Raw genomic sequence first — 16,077 nt, 5'->3', positions numbered from 1 at the left:
GCCGTCGGCGCACGGCTGGCGCTCTCCTCCTCTTCACCGCCCGAGCCGGCCGTGCCACGCTCGACGGCATGAGCAACCGCGCCGACCAGGCGTCCGTCGGCAGGGCCCCGGACGCCGTCGCCTGGCAGTCGTTGAAGGGACGCCTCCCGGACCCGCGCTCGGAGGACGAACGGGCCGACCTCCTCTGGCAGGAGCTGGTCGCGGTGTTCGGCTGGTACGACTCGGCCGCCACCCGCAGCCGACTCCTCTACCAGGGCCTCAAGCTCACCGCGATCACGCTCGGCGCCGTCGTGACCGTCCTCGCTGCCACCGGGGCACCGGCAGCGCTCACCGCGTCACTGGCCGGAGGCGTCGTGGTGCTCGAGGGCGCCCAGCAGATGTTCCAGTTCCACCCCAACTGGATCTCCTACCGCGCGACCGCCGAGACCTTGCGGCACCAGGCCTTCCGGTACGTCGCCGAGGTCAGCCCCTTCGATGACCCCACCACCCGCAGGGCACGGCTGGCCGCGTCCCTCCAGGACGCCACCAGCATGGAGAGCGCCACGTGGACGGACACGATGCGCACCGAGGCCGGCTCGGACGTCGACCCTCCGTAGACAGAACGCGGCGCGTCCGGTCAGCGCCCGCCGCCGGGCGTCTTCTCCGTATGCCGGTGAACAGGGGTCAGTTGATGATCTCGCCGCGCTCGTCCTCGAGGATCGCGGCGAGGCGCTCGCGCCATGCCTGGAGCGCCTCCGGCGCCAGGCGCGTCCAGTCGTCCACCTCGCCGACGACCCTCAGCGGCTCGCTGCTGCGGTAGGACCGGGTGGGGTTGCCGGGGAACTTCTTGTCCGTCACGTTCGGGTCGTCCTCGAAGACGCCCGTCGGCTCCACGAGGTACACCCGCGGAGCACCGTCCCCGGCCGCCAGCTCCGCGGCCAGTCCCGCCCCGTCCCGCAGGGCGGTGAAGTAGATGTGGTTCATGACGACCTCGGGTCGGTAGTTCGACCGGAAGCCTGCGGTGAGGAGGTCACCCACCGCCAGATCCGCCTTCGTGCCGTGGAAGAACGGACCCTCGTCCAGCACGTCAGTCACCGCGACAGCGTAGGCCGTGACAGCTTGTCGAGGTCGCGGACGCAGAAACCGTGGTGCTCCCGCTCCTCGTTGAGCACGGTGCCTAGGCACTGCCGCACGGTCCGCCCCGCGGCATACGGCGGCCATCGGTCGTCGTCGGGGACGGGCGCGGCCTGCACGAGCTGGGAAGGCGTGACGGTCGCCAGCCAGCTCTCCACCTCCGAAGCCTGCCGACGTCGCACCGCGAGCACCTCATCGAGGCTCGGCCGTGCGGACGGGTCGAGGTCGTCCTCCCTGTCCATGACGGCATCGGGACCCAGCCCCATCGCCGTGAAGGGCTCGGTGACGCCGAGCACGCAGCGCCGGAACCAGGAGTCGTGCACGAAGACCAGGTGACGCAGGGTCTGGACCATCGACCACTCGCCGTCGACGCTGCGGTGCTCGCTGCCCTCGGGCATGGACCGGACCCGCTCCACGGTCGCAGCCCAGTCGTCCTGGAGCTGCCGCCAGGCCTCGCGCAGGTCGGCCGGCCGGTCCGAGCGGAGCAGCAGCCGGACCGGGTGACGACGGTCGAGCTCGGCCTCGACGTACGGCATCACGTCGACGCCGTTGACCACGAGGTGGGTGACCAGGCCGTCGATCTCGGCGTCCTGCATGACGACGCCGACCATCCGCGTCCTGCTCAGGTCGCACTCGCGGAACTCTGCACCGGTGAGGTCCTCGTCGTCGAAGCGTCGCACGCGGTCAGGCTAGGGCGCACCGCCGACACCGTGCGGGACACGGCGTCGAGCGGGCCCGCCGATGTCGGTGCCCGCTGCCAGCATGCGGGCATGCCGATCACCGTTGACGAGCTCCGCAGCCACCTCCTCGCGGCCTGGGGCCCCGACACCTGCTACCCGAACATGCGTGAGGAGTGGACTCCCGAGAACCCCTCGCGGGACCAGTGCGGCATGACCGCGCTGGTCGTCCAGGACGTCCTGGGCGGCGACCTCGTCCAGGGCGAGGTCCACGTCGCGGGAGAGCAGGTCGGCCACCACTACTGGAACCGGCTCCCGGACGGTTCGGACGTGGACCTCACCGGGGACCAGTTCCTGCCCGAGGAACAGGTCGTCGGCGGCACGGTCGTGGTGCGGCCGCCCGACGGTCCCCGCTACCACCGGGAGCAGTACGAGCTGCTGCGCCGACGGGTGCTGGCGTCGCTGGCGACCCCCTCGTAGCTGGGAGCGTGGCCCACCGTGTGGGCCTTGGTGGGGGCAGGCGATCAGGTCGCAGGAGCCTGCGACGCCTGCTCGTCGAGCCAACGACGGTGCGCAGCCACGGCGCTGGCCCAGAGCCGGTCGCGCGCCTCCGGCTCCAGCCCGTCCAGGCGCAGGTCGAACAGCTGGGCCAGCGCGTCGAACCACGCCGCCCGGTCGGTGACCTGCTCGCTGCGGGCGCCGTCCCCGATCCGGCTCAGCACCAGGCCGCGGACGACGTCGACGCCGGTCGCGTCACGGCGTTCTGCCATCGGCACCTGGACGAAGCCCGAGTCCGGCGAGGTCGAGAGCCGGTGGTGCTGGTGCCGGAAGTCGTCCCACTGCGCCACGGCCATGTCCCACACCATGCCCCTGAAGCCGCCGCGCGGGTCGTGGACCAGGTGCCAGTGCGACCCGTCGGGGGAGGGCTCCAGCGTGAGGGCGAACGGCGGCTGGCTGTGCCGGCCCGCGAGCAGCGGCAGCGGGTCGTGCAGCGCGTCGCCGAGACCGGCATCGACGTACCAGACGCCCGTGGGGTTGGCCTCGCTCGGCGGCAGCTCCACGGTCAGCACCAAGTGGTTCCCCCTCGACGCCGGGGCAGGTCCCTCGGCCCCGTGCACGCCTCCGACGTGGCCGTGCACGGCATACCCCAGCGAGGACAGGAGGAGGCCGAGCGCCCCGTTGAGGTGATAGCAGTACCCGCCCCGGCCGTGACGAGCGATGCGCTCGGCGGACTCGACCGGGTCGATGCCCCAGCCCTCGCCGGCCTGGATCCAGAGGGTCTCGTACGGGACCTGTTCCGCGTGCCGCCGGACCAGCCCCCGCAGCGCGTCCTCGGACGGCTGCTCCGGAGCAAGCCCCAGGCGGTCGAGGTACGCCCGCTGCACGGCGGCATCCAGTCGGGGCGGCTGCGCGAACACGTCCCGATTATGGTCCGCCGGACGGCCCTGGGGTCAGTGGATCGTCTGGTGGTCGTGGCACATGGCGACGAACTTCTCGATGCGCGCGGCCCGGGTCTGGGGCCTCTTCGCGTCCGCGACGCGGTAGAGGATCGCGTAGCGGTTGGCCCCCGAGAGCGTCTCGAAGAACGCCTCGGCCTGCGGATCGGCCGCGAGGGCGGCGGCGAGGTCCGCAGGGACGGTCGCGCTCCTCTGGCCGGCGTATGCCGCGTCCCACCGGCCGTCCGACTGCGCCGCGTCGACCTGCGCCTGGCCCGCGGGCTGCATGCGGCCGGCGGCGATCAGCGCCTGCGCCTTGTCCCGGTTGACCTGCGACCACTTGCTCCGCGGCCCACGCGGGGTGAACCGCTGCAACCAGTGGCTCTCGTCGTAGCCCCGCTTCTGCCCGTCGATCCAGCCGTGGCAGAGGGCGACGTCCAGTGCCTCGGCATACGTGACGCTCGCGGCCGCGCCCACGCGCCCGATCTTGAGCCAGAAGCCCCGCCGGTCGGTGCCGTGCTCGCGGAACCACGCCTCGCAGTCGGCCACGGTCGCGAACGAGACCACCGGCAGGCCGGCCACCTCCTGGGGCGGCTGCTCCTCGGGAGGCTCTGCACCGGACATGCGGTCATCCTGTCACCGGGCACCGACGCCGCCGGCGCGGCAGACGTGACGGCGCGCGGCGAGCCTCGCCCGCCGCGCGCCGTGGCCGAAGCCGGCCCGTCAGGGCTCCTCGCCGCCGCCGGCCAGGAAACCGGTGTGCCCGTTGCAGGCGACGCCCGGGGCGGGGACGGCGTCCTTGAGCCCGACCCTCACCAGCTGGCCGTAGCTCTGCACGCGCCCGCCCTCGGGGAACGGGTCGTTCGGGGTGTCGTTCTGCCCCGAGTAGGCGCAGATCGAGTTGGCGTGGGTGGCGCCCTGTGCGGGCTTGCCGTTGCCGGTGATCTCCCCGGCGCTCGCCGAGGACACCCCCACGAGGAGGAGGGCCCCGGCGAATGCCGGGACGAGGATGATGCGCTTGCCGACCATGGCGCTCCTTCATGTTCAGTGACGGTCACAGCTGAACGCGCTGTGCCGTGACCCTAGGAGCGTGGCCGTGGGTGTGCCTCCGCCATGGTGGCTAGGCGAAACGTCCAGTACGGCCCGTGCAGGAGGGTGACGACCGCACAGGTGCGGGCCGCCGGGCGTGCCGGCGAGCTACCGCCGGCCGTGATGTCCGGTCACAGCGAGCGCTCCTCGTCGCCGCGCGGTGCCGTCGCGCCTGGTCCCTCGGACGTCTCGGCCACGTGCAGTGCGCGGTCGATCTCCTCCTGGCACAACGGTCGGGGCGCGTCCGCCACCTTCTCGAGGAGCTCGGCCAGGAGCTCGATCTCCTGGCGCAGGGCGGTGTCGTCCAGCTCCTCCGCCGCAGGCCCCACGTCGTCCCTCTCCACCACCGTGCCCGGTTTCCCTTCTGTGCACGTCCCTCGTCCTTGCCCCTACAACGAGACGCCAAACCCCTCGGTCCGGTCAGGGCGGCGGAATCACCCGAACGGCCGATGCCAAAAGCCCCAGGCGGGGGACAAACGGGCGCGCCCGGCACGCTTGGCCGATGAGTCCCGGCGCCGGGTGCGGTCCAACTCGGTATGAGCACCAGAACGCACGGCCCGGGCCCCTTGGACGTCACGTTCACCGAGACCCTCTGCAGGGCCACGAGCAGCGACGACGCCTGGACGTGCGTGAAGTGGCGACCCTCCGTCGAGTACTTCGGTACGCGGGGGAGGGTCAAGGTCCGCGGCACCATCGACGGCCAGCCCTTCACCACGTCGTTCATGGCCCTCGGGGACGGCAGCCACATGCTCCCGGTCTCGGCCAGGCTGCAGAAGCAGGTCGGCAAGGCGGTGGGTGACCTCGTCGAGGTCCGGCTGGAGGAGCGCCTGGCCTGACGCGGGGCGGAAAGCCCTGCTGCGCACGACATTTCGCTCATTTGGGTCCGTTCGAGGCCGGTGGGGTATCACTGCCTCCGGGCGCGGCTCCTTCAGGCGTACAGGCTCGTCGGGGGTCTGCCGTACGTAATAGGAGCCAAACGCCATGTCATACGTGATCTCGGGCCGCCTCGTCGGCCTGCTCTGCGACGACTGCTGGGAACCGCTGGTGGGCGCCACCATCCGCCTCGTCGACGCCGCCGGCGACCGTGTCAGCCAGGCTGCCGCGGCCGAGCCGAAGCACACCACCACGGTGCTCGAGGAGTCGGCCGCCGCCGAGCGCGCCACCTCCCTCCTCGGTGAGGGGGTCGTCGGGGAGGACGGCGGCTTCAGCATCGAGCTGCGCGACGGGTACGAGGGCGGCGCCTTCGACGTCGACGTCTACTGCGGCACCATGACCGGCCACAAGGTCCCGCCCAAGCCACTCAGCTTCACGCTGACGACGCTGGCTCCGCAGTGGCGCGAGACCAAGGAGGGGTATGCCGCGGCCTGGTCCTACGAGATCCCGCACCGGATCTGGTGCGGCCTGCGCGGACGCCTCGGCTGGTGGTCCATCTGTGGCCACGTCCGGGTCTGCGACACGGAGATCGGCGTGCCCGGGGTCACGGTCAGCGCGTTCGACGTGGACTGGCTGCAGGACGACGCCCTCGGCAGCGCGACGACCGACGTCAGCGGTCACTTCCGGATCGACTACACGGTGGCGGACTTCAGCAGGACGCCGTGGTCGCCGTGGATCAACATCGAGCTCGTCGCGGGTCCCGACGTCTACTTCCGGGTGGACGGCCCCACCGGCGTGCTGCTGCAGGAGCCGCGGTCCCGGGGCCGTGCGCAGGACCGGCAGAACGTCGGGCCGTGCTTCTGCGTCGAGCTGTGCGTCGAGGACGTCCCGGGCGACACCGACCAGCCCTACCCGTGGTTCGACCACATCGGCGTCTACAAGACCGTCACCGGCTTCGACAGCGGGCCCGGCGGCACCGGGCGCACCATCGGCGACGACCGCGCCTTCTACTCCGCGCTGCGCCTCAACGGCGTGCTCGGCCGGCTGCTCGGCGGCCAGCCGGCGGAGTACCGGTTCGAACACGACGACGGCAGCGGCTGGAAGCCGGTCCTGCCCGCGCAGATGGTCCGGATGCAGATCGGCACGTGGGAGCGGCTCACCGGCTCGCTGCCGCCCGTCGAGACCAAGGCCGTCGTCGTCCTCGGGGCCAACGGCCCGGACGAGATCGCCGTGACGCCGGACGCCCAGGGCTGGATCGCCGTCCCGCAGGACAACAGCCTCACCACGGGCCTGTTCGTGCCGAACAACAACCTGCTCGGCCTCGACAGCCGCACGCTCTCCTCGCAGACGCACGACCTCGCAGCCGTCGTCGCGGGTCAGAGCACGGCCTCGGCGGGTCTGGCCGTCGACGAGTACGTCGCGCTCCGGATGGTCATGCGCCAGGTCGGCCAACCCTCGACCCAGGTGCAGGCCGGCATCGCCGAGCGCGTCGCCCTGGCCAACACGGCATACGACCACGTGCAGAAGCACGGCTCGTGGGTGCCCACGCGGGTCGACGACCAGCTCGGCGCGGTGAGCATCGACATCGAGGAGCTCATCGGGCACGGGTGCGCCCGGATCCACAACAGCCTCACCGTCGACTACACCGCGGCGCAGCCGAACCTGGGGAGCATGTCGATCGGCGTCTCGGGACCTGGCGGGCCGTACCACTACGCGCTGCCAGCGATCGCGCCCGACTTCCACGGGACCGTCACGCAGCTGCTCGACGCGTCGAACAACCCCGTGGCCGTGTCGTCGCTGCCCAAGTGCAGCTACATCCTGTCGGCGTCGATCAGCCTGCTGCTGACGACGGGTGACTCGACGCCGCTGCCGATCTACGACGACATCGCCTTCACGACCCAGTGATCAGCGGTTGCGGGGGTCCGGGCGTCGTCACGGCTCCCGGACCCCCGCGACCCTCAGCCGCCGCCACCCCCGTCGCCACCCAGGCCACCACCGGTTCCGCTGGCGATGCCGCTGGCGTCGGTGGGAGCCTTCCGTGACGGGTTCCAGCGGCCGCTGTCGGGATTGAAGCCGGCATCGGCCCATGCGGAGTCGTCCGCGGGCTCGGGATCCTTGCCGTCCCAGGCGGCATACCGTCCGAAGAGGCCGAAGCACGCATCGCTCGCGACCACGACCCGCGACAAGGACCTCAGGGCACTGGGGCTGCAGGCGGCGATGAAGGCGTTCGGGGTGCGCCGCTCCCCGAGCACGAGCAGGTGGGCCAGCTGGTCGGTGTCGTCCGGCCGGAGCCGCTGGCCGGCGACCAGCCCTCGTTGCACTGCTCCCAGGACCTCCCGCTGCTCCTCGGGGGACAGGCGCCCGAGGCCGTCCCGATGGGCCGCCTCCACCGCGTCAGGCGGGGCCTCGCGCAGCAGGAAGCGGTACTGCCGCACGACCGGGTCCTCCTGGGCCGGCGGCGCTGGGGCGCGGCGGCCCTTGACGTGGATGCGACTCATTGCTCCTCCTCGGCGTCTCCAGCCGCCCGGCTGCGGTACCGGGCTCGATCGGGGTGGCCGACGCGCCTCCACGGGTGGACGGACCCGGTCGACCACCTTCGACTGTGCGCCCGGAGCGGTGCAGGGGCGCTCCACCATTCTGCGTAGATCCCGGCCGGGACCGCCGGGCCGCGGTGGTCCGGCGCCTCGGCGCCGCGTGTCAGGCCGGGCGGCGGCGCAGCGCCAGGACGGCGACGTCGTCGTGGCGCTCCGTCCCGAGCATGCGCTCCGCGAGGTTCGCCAGGAAGTCGCCGAGGGATCCCTCACCTGCGCCGTCGCGCATGCCCTCGGCGACCACCTCGCGCAGCTCCCGCAGCCGCTGCCCGAGGTCCTCGCCGCGCCGCTCCACCAACCCGTCGGTGAACAGCAGCAGCGTGTCGCCGGCACAGAAGGGGAAGGCCGACGCCGCGCGTTCGGTGGGGCCGACCCCGAGCAGGGGCGAGCGACCGAGCTCCATGTACTCGGTCGACCCGTCGGCGCGGACCAGCAGGGGAGGAGGGTGACCGGCAACCGTCGCCCAGCCCTCGTCGTGACCCTCGTCGAGCAGGAGGTATGCCGCGCTCGCCAGGGGGATGAGCGGGTCGCGTTCCATGAACGCGTCCACTGCCGTGGCGAGGGCATCGGGGTGCGCGTCCTGGGTCATCAGGACCCGGGTCGCAGCACGCAGCCGCGACCCGGCCACGGCGGCGTCCACTCCTCGACCCATGACGTCGCCCATGACCACCGCGAGCCGGCCGTCGGGCAGGACGTCGACGTCGTAGAAGTCGCCCCCGACCTCGGTGCGGCCCGACTGCTGGTACAGGTCGGCGAACTCCCAGCCGTCGAGCGCGGGGAGCTCCTGCGGGGAGAGGGTGGCCTGCAGCTCGGCCGCGACGCGGCGGCTCTCGGAGTACAGCTCGGCGTTGTCGATCGCCAGGGCGGCTCGGCGCCCGAGGTCCTCGGCGAACGGCACGTCGGCCGAGGTGTAGTGCCGCCCGGACTCGGCGGACACGAAGGTGAGCACCCCGAGGACCCGGTCGTGGGCCCGCAGCGGCACCGACAGCGCGCTGCGCAGCCCCAGCTCGCGCGCCACGCGCAGGTGCTCGGGGTCCCGGGTGCCCTCGACGAGCATCTCGTCGGTGACCTCCTCGACGAGCAGGCTCTGGCCGGTGCGGGCCACGACGGCGGACCCACTCGGTCGCTCCGGGTCGGACGGCCAGCGCGACTGCACCTCGCGGGCGAGCGCGATCTTCGCCGGGTCGACGTGGGCGACGGTCAGGCTCCGCAGGACGCCGGCCTCGAGCACCTCGACCGCACACCAGTCGGCGTGGAACGGCACCGCCAGGCCGGCCACCTGGGCGAGGGTCTCGTGGTAGTCCATGGTCGAGGCGAGCACGGTCGAGGCGTCGGCGAGGAACTGCACCCGTGCCTCCTGCTCGGCCCGCTCCTTCTCGGCAGCCAGCCGTTGCACGGTCTGGGCGCACACGTCGGCGAGCACCGAGAGGACCGCCAGCTCGTCCTCGGCAAGGTCCATGCACCGGTTGTCGAACCGGAAGGCCATGGCGCCCAGGGCGGGCGTGCCGTCGCCGCCGCGCAGCAGGGGCAGCGTCACCGACGACCGCTCCACGCCGTCGTCGAGGGAGGGGTACCGCGCGACCAGCTCGTCGCGGTCCCGGATCCGCACGACGGACCCGGTGCGCACGGCCTCGCCGAGCGGGCCCTCCAGGTCGAGGTCGAAGACGGAGTAGAGCGTGAGCTGCTCGGGTGTCAGCCCCACCGTCCCGTGGGCACGCAGCCGCCCGACGCCCTCGCGCACGACCACGATCGCGGCATCGGCCTCGAGCACGCGACCGGCCTCACGGGTGATCACGTCGGACATGGTGGCCAGGTCGTCGGCCTTGGCGAGGTGAGCCGTGACGGCCGACAGGGCGACCAGCCGTGACGACGCCGTCGCGTCGCCCTGCTGGGCTGGCTCCGTCCTCGTGGCCAACGCCCTCTCCTCCTCGAGATGGACGCGCGGCGGTGCGCGCTCGCTCATGGAGGCCAGGGGTTGGACCGCATGCTCGATGGCCCAAGGTACCGCCCGGCGGCCACCCGGTGCCCCCTCGCGCTGAACTCTCCGGCATTCCGGGCTGGACGGGTCCGCCGCTCAGAGGGTCGTCGTGAGCACGCCACCGTCGGCGCGCAGGGCTGCACCGTTCGTGGCGGACGAGCGAGGGCTGGCGAGGTAGACGGCGAGGTCTGCGACCTCGGCCGGCTCGAGGAAGCGCTGCACCAGGGACGTCGGGGTGGTGGAGACGAGGTGCGACCTCAGGTCCTCGACGGACGTGCCCATGCCGTGCGCGACCTGCTCGACGGCCTGGGCGACGCCGTCGGACCACGTCGGTCCGCCGAGGATCGTGTTCACCGTGACGCCCGTGCCGCGCGTGCGCTTGGCCAGGCCGTTGGCCAGCGCGAGGGTGGCCGCCTTGGTGACGCCGTAGTGGACCATGTCGGCGGGGACGTTCACCCCGGACTCGCTGCTGATGACGATGACGCGGCCCCAGCCGCGCTCGAGCATCGGCCCCAGCAGCCGCCGGGAGAGCCGGACGGCGCTCATGACGTTGACGTCGAAGTAGTGCTGCCAGTCGTCGTCGCCGACCTCCTCGAACGCCCTGACCTCGAACATCCCGACGTTGTTGACCAGGATGTCGACGTCTTCCAGCAACTCCACGAGCCGGGTCGCCTGGGCGGGGTCGCCGAAGTCCCCTGCGATCCCCGCGACGGTGCTGCCCGGGTGCTCGGCCTCGAGCCGGCCCACCGTCTCCCGGACGGTCTCCTCGTCGCGGCCGTTGACGACGACCGCCACTCCCTCGGCGAGCAGCGCCCGGGCGATGGCCAGGCCGATCCCTCGCGTCGAGCCGCTCACGAAGGCCCTCGTGCCGGTCAGTCCCAGGTCCATGCTCTCTCCCGATCCACGTCACATGCTGCTTCTTTTACTTGACTGAGCAAGTGACCTTAGATGGCGATGACTTTCCGGATCAAGTCACGGAGGCGGTCCGAGCGCGCTGCGTTCGCGTACGCTGCCGCCATGCCGGAGCAGCCCGCGCCCACCCGCCTCACCGGCGACGCCCTCGAGACCTGGGCCTCGCTGGCCACCGTGCTGGAGTGGCTCCCCGCCGCCCTCGACGGCCAGCTCCAGCGAGACTCCGGCCTGACGCACTTCGAGTACGGCGTGCTCTACGCCCTCGCCGACGCCCCCGAGCGCACCCTGCGCATGAGCGTCCTCGCGGGCTACGCCAACAGCTCGCTGTCACGCCTGTCGCGCGCCGCCACGCGGCTCGAGTCGAGGGGCTGGCTGCGTCGCACCCCCGACCCGGCCGACGGCCGCTTCACGCTGGCCGTCCTCACCGAGGAGGGGCTGGAGGCGTTCGAGCAGGCGACGCCGGGGCACGTGCGCACCGTGCACGACCTCGTGCTCGACCGGTTGACGGCCGCGCAGGCCAGGCAGCTCCGTGAGATCACCCGGCGGATCCTGCTCGCCATCCGCGAGGAGGGCGGCTGGGCCCCCGCCGTGGACGCGAGCCCACCGGCCTGACCGGTGCCGGACGGCCTGACCGGTCACCGGCGGCGGCCCGACCCGTTCCCTCCCCGGACCTAGAGGAACTGGACCGGGTCGAACTCCTCGATCGGGATGATCCGGACGCGGGGGAGCCGCTCGTTGAACGCCTGCACGTCGTACTCGAGGTCGAACATCTCCAACCCGTCCTCGGCGAGCTCGACGAAGTCGCGGTTGCGGAACTCGGTAAAGCCGACGAGTCCGACCCGGCGCCCGTCGAGCAGGTCCTCCACCTGGTCGACGAAGTCGCCGTCGTTGCTGACGAGCAGCACATCCGCCTCACGCGACCGCAGCTCGGCCAGGGTGCGCTGGATGGCGATGTCGACGACCTTCTCGCCGGCCGCGCCGGACAGGGCGATCGGCCGGTAGCCGATGGCGAGCAGCGCCTGCACGAACGCCATCGGCAGCTCGGTGTTTGCGGCGAGGAAGAACAGGCCGGTCGCGTCCTGGCTCCAGCGCTCGCGGGCGAACTGCAGCAGCCGCTCCCACCGCGGCCGCTCCTCGGGGCGGGGGCGCCGACCCAGGATCGAGTTGCCGAGGGTGGCGTCGAGGTTCTCCCCGTCGACGAGGACGTAGGTCGTGCGCGCGGCCGGAGGCATGACCCGAGGCTAGAGCCAGTCGACGTCCGCTGCCGCCTTCCCCTCCGAGAGGCGGGCGTACCCGGGACCCCGGTCGAAGAACGGCTGGTCCCCCGACTCCTCGCGCTCGCCCCGCATCCTGGCCCGCAGGGCGTCGCTCGCCCCTTCGTCGACCACCGGCTCGTCCTTGGTGCCCGAGGCCACGACGCCGTATGCCGCGTGCGCGCCCTCGAAGGAGACCTTGCCCCAGCGCAGGTCCTGCTCGACCTCGGCGTAGGGGCGCTCGAGCGGGTCGCCCCACCCGCCGCCGCCGGTGGTGCGGATCCGGATGACCTGCCCGGCCCGCACCGGCTCGGCATCGGCCAGCGCGTCGACCTCCCGCTCGTCCGGCCCGCCGGGGTCGATGGTGACGCTGAACGGCATACCCGCCTTGCCGCCCCTGACCCCCCAGCAGGCGAGGATCGAGCGGTCGGCGATCGACATGAAGTGGGCGTCGCGCAGCATCCGGATGTGCTTCTCGTAGCCCAGGCCGCCGCGGTGGCGCCCGGCACCCCCGGAGTCGACCGCCAGCCCGAGCCGCTCGACCACGAACGGGAACCGGGACTCGGTGAACTCGGTCGGCAGGTTCCGGCTGTCGGGGACCACGTGGATCGTGTCCTCGCCGTCGGCGTAGTGGCGGCCGCCGGAGCCGCCGCCGAGGACCTCGCGCATGAGGTAGTCGTTGCCGTCGCGGTCCTTGCCGTAGACGCCGGTGTAGCGGATCGTCTCCTGGTCGGCGGGCATCCGGCCGTCGACCGCCTTGGCGACGACCCCGGCGAGCACGCCGAGCAGCCGCAGGATGACGAAGGTGCGGGCGTTGGTCGGCGCGGGGTAGATCGGCGTGAGCAGCGTGCCCTTGTCGGGGAAGCGCATCTCGATGAGCGGCACGACGCCCTCGTTGACGTCGAGCTCGGCCATCCGCTCGGGTGACTCGGCCAGGTTGCGCAGGATCGGCGCGAGCCACTTCTTGAGGAAGTTGCCGCCGACGTAGTCGCCGCAGTGGTTGATCGGTCCCCTGGCCTGCGGGCTGGTGCCGGTGAAGTCGATGATGAGACGCGGCCCGGCGGGCCGGCCGTTCTCGGGGTCAGCCGGCGCGTCGCTGACCTTGGTGAGGGTGATCCGCTGGGTGTGCAGCTGGGGCTCGTCGACGCCGTCGTGCTCGGCGTAGTCCTCCCAGACGTAGGTGCCGTCGGGGATCTGCGACAGGATCTCGCGCCGGTAGGTCTCGGTGGTGCGGTCGAGGATCGTGTCGAAGGCGGCCTCGATGTCGGCGCGTCCGTAGCGGGCGAACAGCTCCCCGAGCCGCCGCGCCCCCATGAGGCAGGCCGAGCACTCGGCGTCGAGGTCGGCGGCGAGGCTGTCCGGCATACGGCTGTTGCGGGTCATGATGCGCAGGGCGGCGCGGTTGGGAACTCCTTTGTCCCACAAGCGGATCGGGGGCACCGACAGACCCTCCTCGAACACCGTCGTCGCGTTGCTCGGCATCGACCCCGGCACCGCGCCGCCGATGTCGTCGTGGTGGCCGAACGCCTGCACGAAGGCCACGACCTCGCCCTCGTGGAACACCGGCACCGTGACGCAGAGGTCCGGCAGGTGCCCGATCCCGCCCTCGGACTCGTAGACGTCGTTGTGGAAGAAGACGTCGCCCTCGGACATCTCCGCGATCGGGAAGTCGCGCACGACCGGGTGCACCAGCGCCGAGTACGACCGCCCGGTGAGCTTGCGCAGCTGCCGGTCGTGGATGCCCGCGCGGAAGTCGTGGGCGTCGCGGATCATCGGGCTGCGGCTGGTGCGCGCGATCGCGGTCTCGACCTCCATCTCGACGCTGGCCAGGGTGCCCTGGACGATCTCGACGAGGATCGGGTCGACGTCCGTCCCCTCGGGGGTGAGCCGCTTCCCGTGCTCGTATGCCGTGGGCAGGCCTGCGGGGTTCATCGGTCGCCTCCTCGCTCCGTGCGGGTCAGCACGAGGTTGCCGAGGCGGTCGACCTCACACCGGAAGCCGGGGTGGACCGGCACGGTGGAACCGAACTCCTCGACGATCGCAGGCCCGTCGAACGTGTCGCCGGCCCGCAGGTCCGGCCGCCACAGAACCGGCGTCTGGACGTACCCCGCGTCCGCGTCGAAGCAGACCCGTCGTGTCGTGGTCTTTGAGCGATCCCCGCGGTCAGGACCGCCGGGATCGCTCAAAGACTCGCGGTCGGAGGAGGCGGATGCCGCACCGGCAGCAGGGAAGTGCGCCTCGGGGCGGGAGGGAAGGTCGCGCAGCTGCGGGCGGGTGATGGGGCCGATCCCGGTGACGCGCAGGTTGACCCACTCCACCTGCTGGGTCGGGTCGCCGGCGAAGTCGTAGCCGTACAGCGCGCGGTGCCCGGCGTGGAACGCGTCGGCGACGGCACCGGCATACGCCGCGTCGACCGGTCCCGCCCCACCGTCGGGAGCCGGCACCCGCACCTCGAACGCCTGCCCGAAGTAGCGCAGGTCGACGGTGCGGACGTACCGGTGCCGGTCGCGCGGGAACCCCTCGGCGTCGAGCGCAGCGGCCGCCCGGTCGGTGAGCTCGTCGAACGTCTTCTGCACCGCCGCGAGGTCCAGCGAGGCGTGCCGGGCGACCATCGTCTGCACGTAGTCGTTCTTCACGTCGACGGTCAGCAGCCCGAACGCGCTGACGTTGCCCGGGTCCCGCGGCACGACGACCCCGGCCAGGTCGAGGATGTCGACGAGCCGGCACGCGAGCAGCGACCCCGAGCCGCCGAACGTCGCCAGCATGAAGTCGCGGACGTCGAGCCCGCGCTTGACAGAGACCTGTCGCAGCGCGTTGGCCTGGTTCCACGCGGAGATCTCGAGGACGCCGGTGGCGCAGCGCACCGGGTCGAGCGAGAGCCGCTCCGCCAGGGCGTCGATCCCCGCCCGCGCCGCGTCGACGTCGAGGGGGATCTCCCCACCGAGCAGGTGCGGCGGGATGCGCCCGAGGACGACGTGGGCGTCGGTGATGGTCGGCTCGGTGCCGCCCTTGGCGTAGCAGAGCGGGCCGGGGTCGGCACCGGCCGACTGGGGGCCGACCTTGAGCGTGCCCTCGGGGGAGACCCAGGCGATGGAGCCGCCGCCTGCCCCGACCGTGACGACATCGATCATCGGGATCTTGCTGGGGTAGGCCCCGACGGTGCCCTCGGTCGTCAGCGTCGGCTCACCGTCGAGCACCACCGACACGTCGGTCGACGTCCCGCCCCCGTCACACGTCAGCACCTTCGGAAACCCGGCGCGGGCGGCCACGAGCCCCGCACCGAGGGCCCCGGCGGCCGGGCCGGACAGCACCGTCGTGATCGGCTGGTGCACCACCTCGTCGGCCGACAGGACGCCGCCGTTCGACTTCATGATCGAGAACGGGACGCCGGGCGCGATCGCGTCGAGCCGCTCGTGGATGTTGGCGACGTAGCGGGACACGCTGGGCTTCACCGCCGCGTCGACGAGCGTCGTCATGGCCCGCTCGTACTCGCGGTACTCGCGCAGCACCTCGCTGGAGATCGACACGACGGCCTCGGGGTGCTCGCGCCGCAGGACCTCGCGCATCGCGACCTCGTGCCGGTCGTCGGCGTAGGAGTGCAGGAAGCAGACGCCGATCGTCGTGATGCCGCGGTCGCGGAACCAGCGTGCCGCCGCCACCGCGCCCGCCTCGTCGAAGGGACGGATCTCATTGCCCTCGTAATCCATCCGGCCACCGACGGTGCGGACCTGGTCGGCCGGGACGATGCGCGGCGGCTTCACCCAGAAGTAGGAGTTGCCGTACCCGTCGGGCACCGCCTGCCGCGCGATCTCGAGCAGGAACTCGTACCCCTCGGTCGTCACGAACCCCAGCCGCTCGACCTTGCCCTCGAGCAGCTTGTTGGTCGCGACGGTCGTCCCGTGACTGACGGACGTGACGTCCGCGCCGGTCGCCTCCATGAGGGCCAGGACCTTCTCGACGCCGGTGATGAACCCGTCGGCCGGGTTTCCCGGCGTCGAGGGCGTCTTGGTCGTGACGAGGTCGCCGGAGTCCTCGTCGAGCGCGACGACGTCGGTGAACGTCCCGCCGGTGTCGATGCCGATCCGGATCCGTCGCGCCATGCGTGCGATTCAACCCACTCGCCCTCGCACGGGCGTCGGCACATGTTGCCAACCG

Annotated in this window: 17 protein-coding genes; 5 read left to right on the top strand and 12 right to left on the bottom strand. The window is 72.2% G+C overall.

The features are described 5' to 3' along the window. The first annotated feature begins 68 nt into the window (after window positions 1–68). On the top strand, window positions 69–596 hold the full coding sequence (locus tag RKE38_RS04075; protein WP_316006168.1) for a DUF4231 domain-containing protein: 528 nt from the start codon (window positions 69–71) through the stop codon (window positions 594–596). A gap of 67 nt (window positions 597–663) precedes the next feature. Here RKE38_RS04075 and arr read toward each other — a convergent pair whose 3' ends face one another. Then, window positions 664–1,074 (bottom strand): NAD(+)--rifampin ADP-ribosyltransferase, encoded by a 411-nt coding sequence (gene arr / locus RKE38_RS04070; RefSeq protein WP_316006167.1) that lies wholly within the window; start codon window positions 1,072–1,074, stop codon window positions 664–666. Continuing rightward, window positions 1,071–1,793, bottom strand: a complete 723-nt coding sequence (locus tag RKE38_RS04065) for a DinB family protein (protein WP_316006166.1) — start codon at window positions 1,791–1,793, stop codon at window positions 1,071–1,073. The genes arr and RKE38_RS04065 overlap by 4 nt, the downstream gene beginning before the upstream one ends. Window positions 1,794–1,883: 90 nt before the next feature. On the opposite strand from RKE38_RS04065, the gene RKE38_RS04060 reads away from it, so the two are divergent. Next, window positions 1,884–2,270, top strand: a complete 387-nt coding sequence (locus RKE38_RS04060; RefSeq protein ID WP_316006165.1) for a hypothetical protein — start codon at window positions 1,884–1,886, stop codon at window positions 2,268–2,270. A 44-nt stretch (window positions 2,271–2,314) separates the two neighbouring features. On the opposite strand, the gene RKE38_RS04055 is transcribed toward RKE38_RS04060, so the two are convergent. From RKE38_RS04055 to RKE38_RS04040, 4 genes are all read right to left on the bottom strand, one after another. Next, window positions 2,315–3,208: an arylamine N-acetyltransferase family protein gene (locus RKE38_RS04055; protein WP_316006164.1), complete on the bottom strand. Its 894-nt coding sequence runs from the start codon at window positions 3,206–3,208 to the stop codon at window positions 2,315–2,317. A 33-nt stretch (window positions 3,209–3,241) separates the two neighbouring features. Beyond that, window positions 3,242–3,850, bottom strand: a complete 609-nt coding sequence (locus RKE38_RS04050; protein ID WP_316006163.1) for a YdeI/OmpD-associated family protein — start codon at window positions 3,848–3,850, stop codon at window positions 3,242–3,244. A 99-nt stretch (window positions 3,851–3,949) separates the two neighbouring features. Next, entirely contained in the window at window positions 3,950–4,255 is a 306-nt protein-coding gene (locus RKE38_RS04045) for a hypothetical protein (protein ID WP_316006162.1), read from the bottom strand. Window positions 4,256–4,446: 191 nt separating this feature from the next. Next, the gene (locus RKE38_RS04040) at window positions 4,447–4,644 is read right to left on the bottom strand and encodes a hypothetical protein (RefSeq protein ID WP_316006161.1); all 198 of its coding nucleotides are present in this window, start codon (window positions 4,642–4,644) and stop codon (window positions 4,447–4,449) included. Window positions 4,645–4,851: 207 nt separating this feature from the next. On the opposite strand from RKE38_RS04040, the gene RKE38_RS04035 reads away from it, so the two are divergent. Continuing rightward, the gene (locus RKE38_RS04035; protein WP_316006160.1) at window positions 4,852–5,151 is read left to right on the top strand and encodes a DUF1905 domain-containing protein; all 300 of its coding nucleotides are present in this window, start codon (window positions 4,852–4,854) and stop codon (window positions 5,149–5,151) included. A gap of 145 nt (window positions 5,152–5,296) precedes the next feature. Then, on the top strand, window positions 5,297–7,093 hold the full coding sequence (locus tag RKE38_RS04030) for a hypothetical protein (RefSeq protein WP_316006159.1): 1,797 nt from the start codon (window positions 5,297–5,299) through the stop codon (window positions 7,091–7,093). Window positions 7,094–7,146: 53 nt separating this feature from the next. Here the strand turns inward: RKE38_RS04030 and RKE38_RS04025 are convergent, their stop codons facing one another. From RKE38_RS04025 to RKE38_RS04015, 3 genes are all read right to left on the bottom strand, one after another. Continuing rightward, the gene (locus RKE38_RS04025) at window positions 7,147–7,686 is read right to left on the bottom strand and encodes a hypothetical protein (RefSeq protein WP_316006158.1); all 540 of its coding nucleotides are present in this window, start codon (window positions 7,684–7,686) and stop codon (window positions 7,147–7,149) included. Window positions 7,687–7,885: 199 nt separating this feature from the next. Continuing rightward, window positions 7,886–9,694 (bottom strand): SpoIIE family protein phosphatase, encoded by a 1,809-nt coding sequence (locus tag RKE38_RS04020; protein WP_316006157.1) that lies wholly within the window; start codon window positions 9,692–9,694, stop codon window positions 7,886–7,888. A 159-nt stretch (window positions 9,695–9,853) separates the two neighbouring features. Next, window positions 9,854–10,645, bottom strand: a complete 792-nt coding sequence (locus RKE38_RS04015; RefSeq protein ID WP_316006156.1) for an SDR family NAD(P)-dependent oxidoreductase — start codon at window positions 10,643–10,645, stop codon at window positions 9,854–9,856. Window positions 10,646–10,774: 129 nt separating this feature from the next. Between RKE38_RS04015 and RKE38_RS04010 the strand changes: the two genes are divergently transcribed. After that, window positions 10,775–11,281 carry a MarR family winged helix-turn-helix transcriptional regulator gene (locus tag RKE38_RS04010; protein ID WP_316006155.1) on the top strand — a complete coding sequence of 169 codons (507 nt, stop codon included), beginning with the start codon at window positions 10,775–10,777 and terminating at the stop codon, window positions 11,279–11,281. A 59-nt stretch (window positions 11,282–11,340) separates the two neighbouring features. Here the strand turns inward: RKE38_RS04010 and RKE38_RS04005 are convergent, their stop codons facing one another. From RKE38_RS04005 to RKE38_RS03995, 3 genes are read right to left on the bottom strand one after another with little or no spacing between them, the layout of a single operon-like run. Further along, window positions 11,341–11,901 (bottom strand): NYN domain-containing protein, encoded by a 561-nt coding sequence (locus RKE38_RS04005; RefSeq protein WP_316006154.1) that lies wholly within the window; start codon window positions 11,899–11,901, stop codon window positions 11,341–11,343. A gap of 9 nt (window positions 11,902–11,910) precedes the next feature. After that, on the bottom strand, window positions 11,911–13,854 hold the full coding sequence (locus RKE38_RS04000; protein ID WP_316006153.1) for a hydantoinase B/oxoprolinase family protein: 1,944 nt from the start codon (window positions 13,852–13,854) through the stop codon (window positions 11,911–11,913). Further along, a complete protein-coding gene (locus tag RKE38_RS03995; protein WP_316006152.1) occupies window positions 13,851–16,022 on the bottom strand; it encodes a hydantoinase/oxoprolinase family protein in 2,172 nt (723 codons plus the stop codon). The genes RKE38_RS04000 and RKE38_RS03995 overlap by 4 nt, the downstream gene beginning before the upstream one ends. Window positions 16,023–16,077: the final 55 nt, after the last annotated feature.

Source organism: Phycicoccus sp. M110.8 (genome assembly GCF_032464895.1).
Lineage (GTDB): Bacteria > Actinomycetota > Actinomycetes > Actinomycetales > Dermatophilaceae > Pedococcus.
This window is presented reverse-complemented; position numbering and strand designations above follow the sequence as displayed.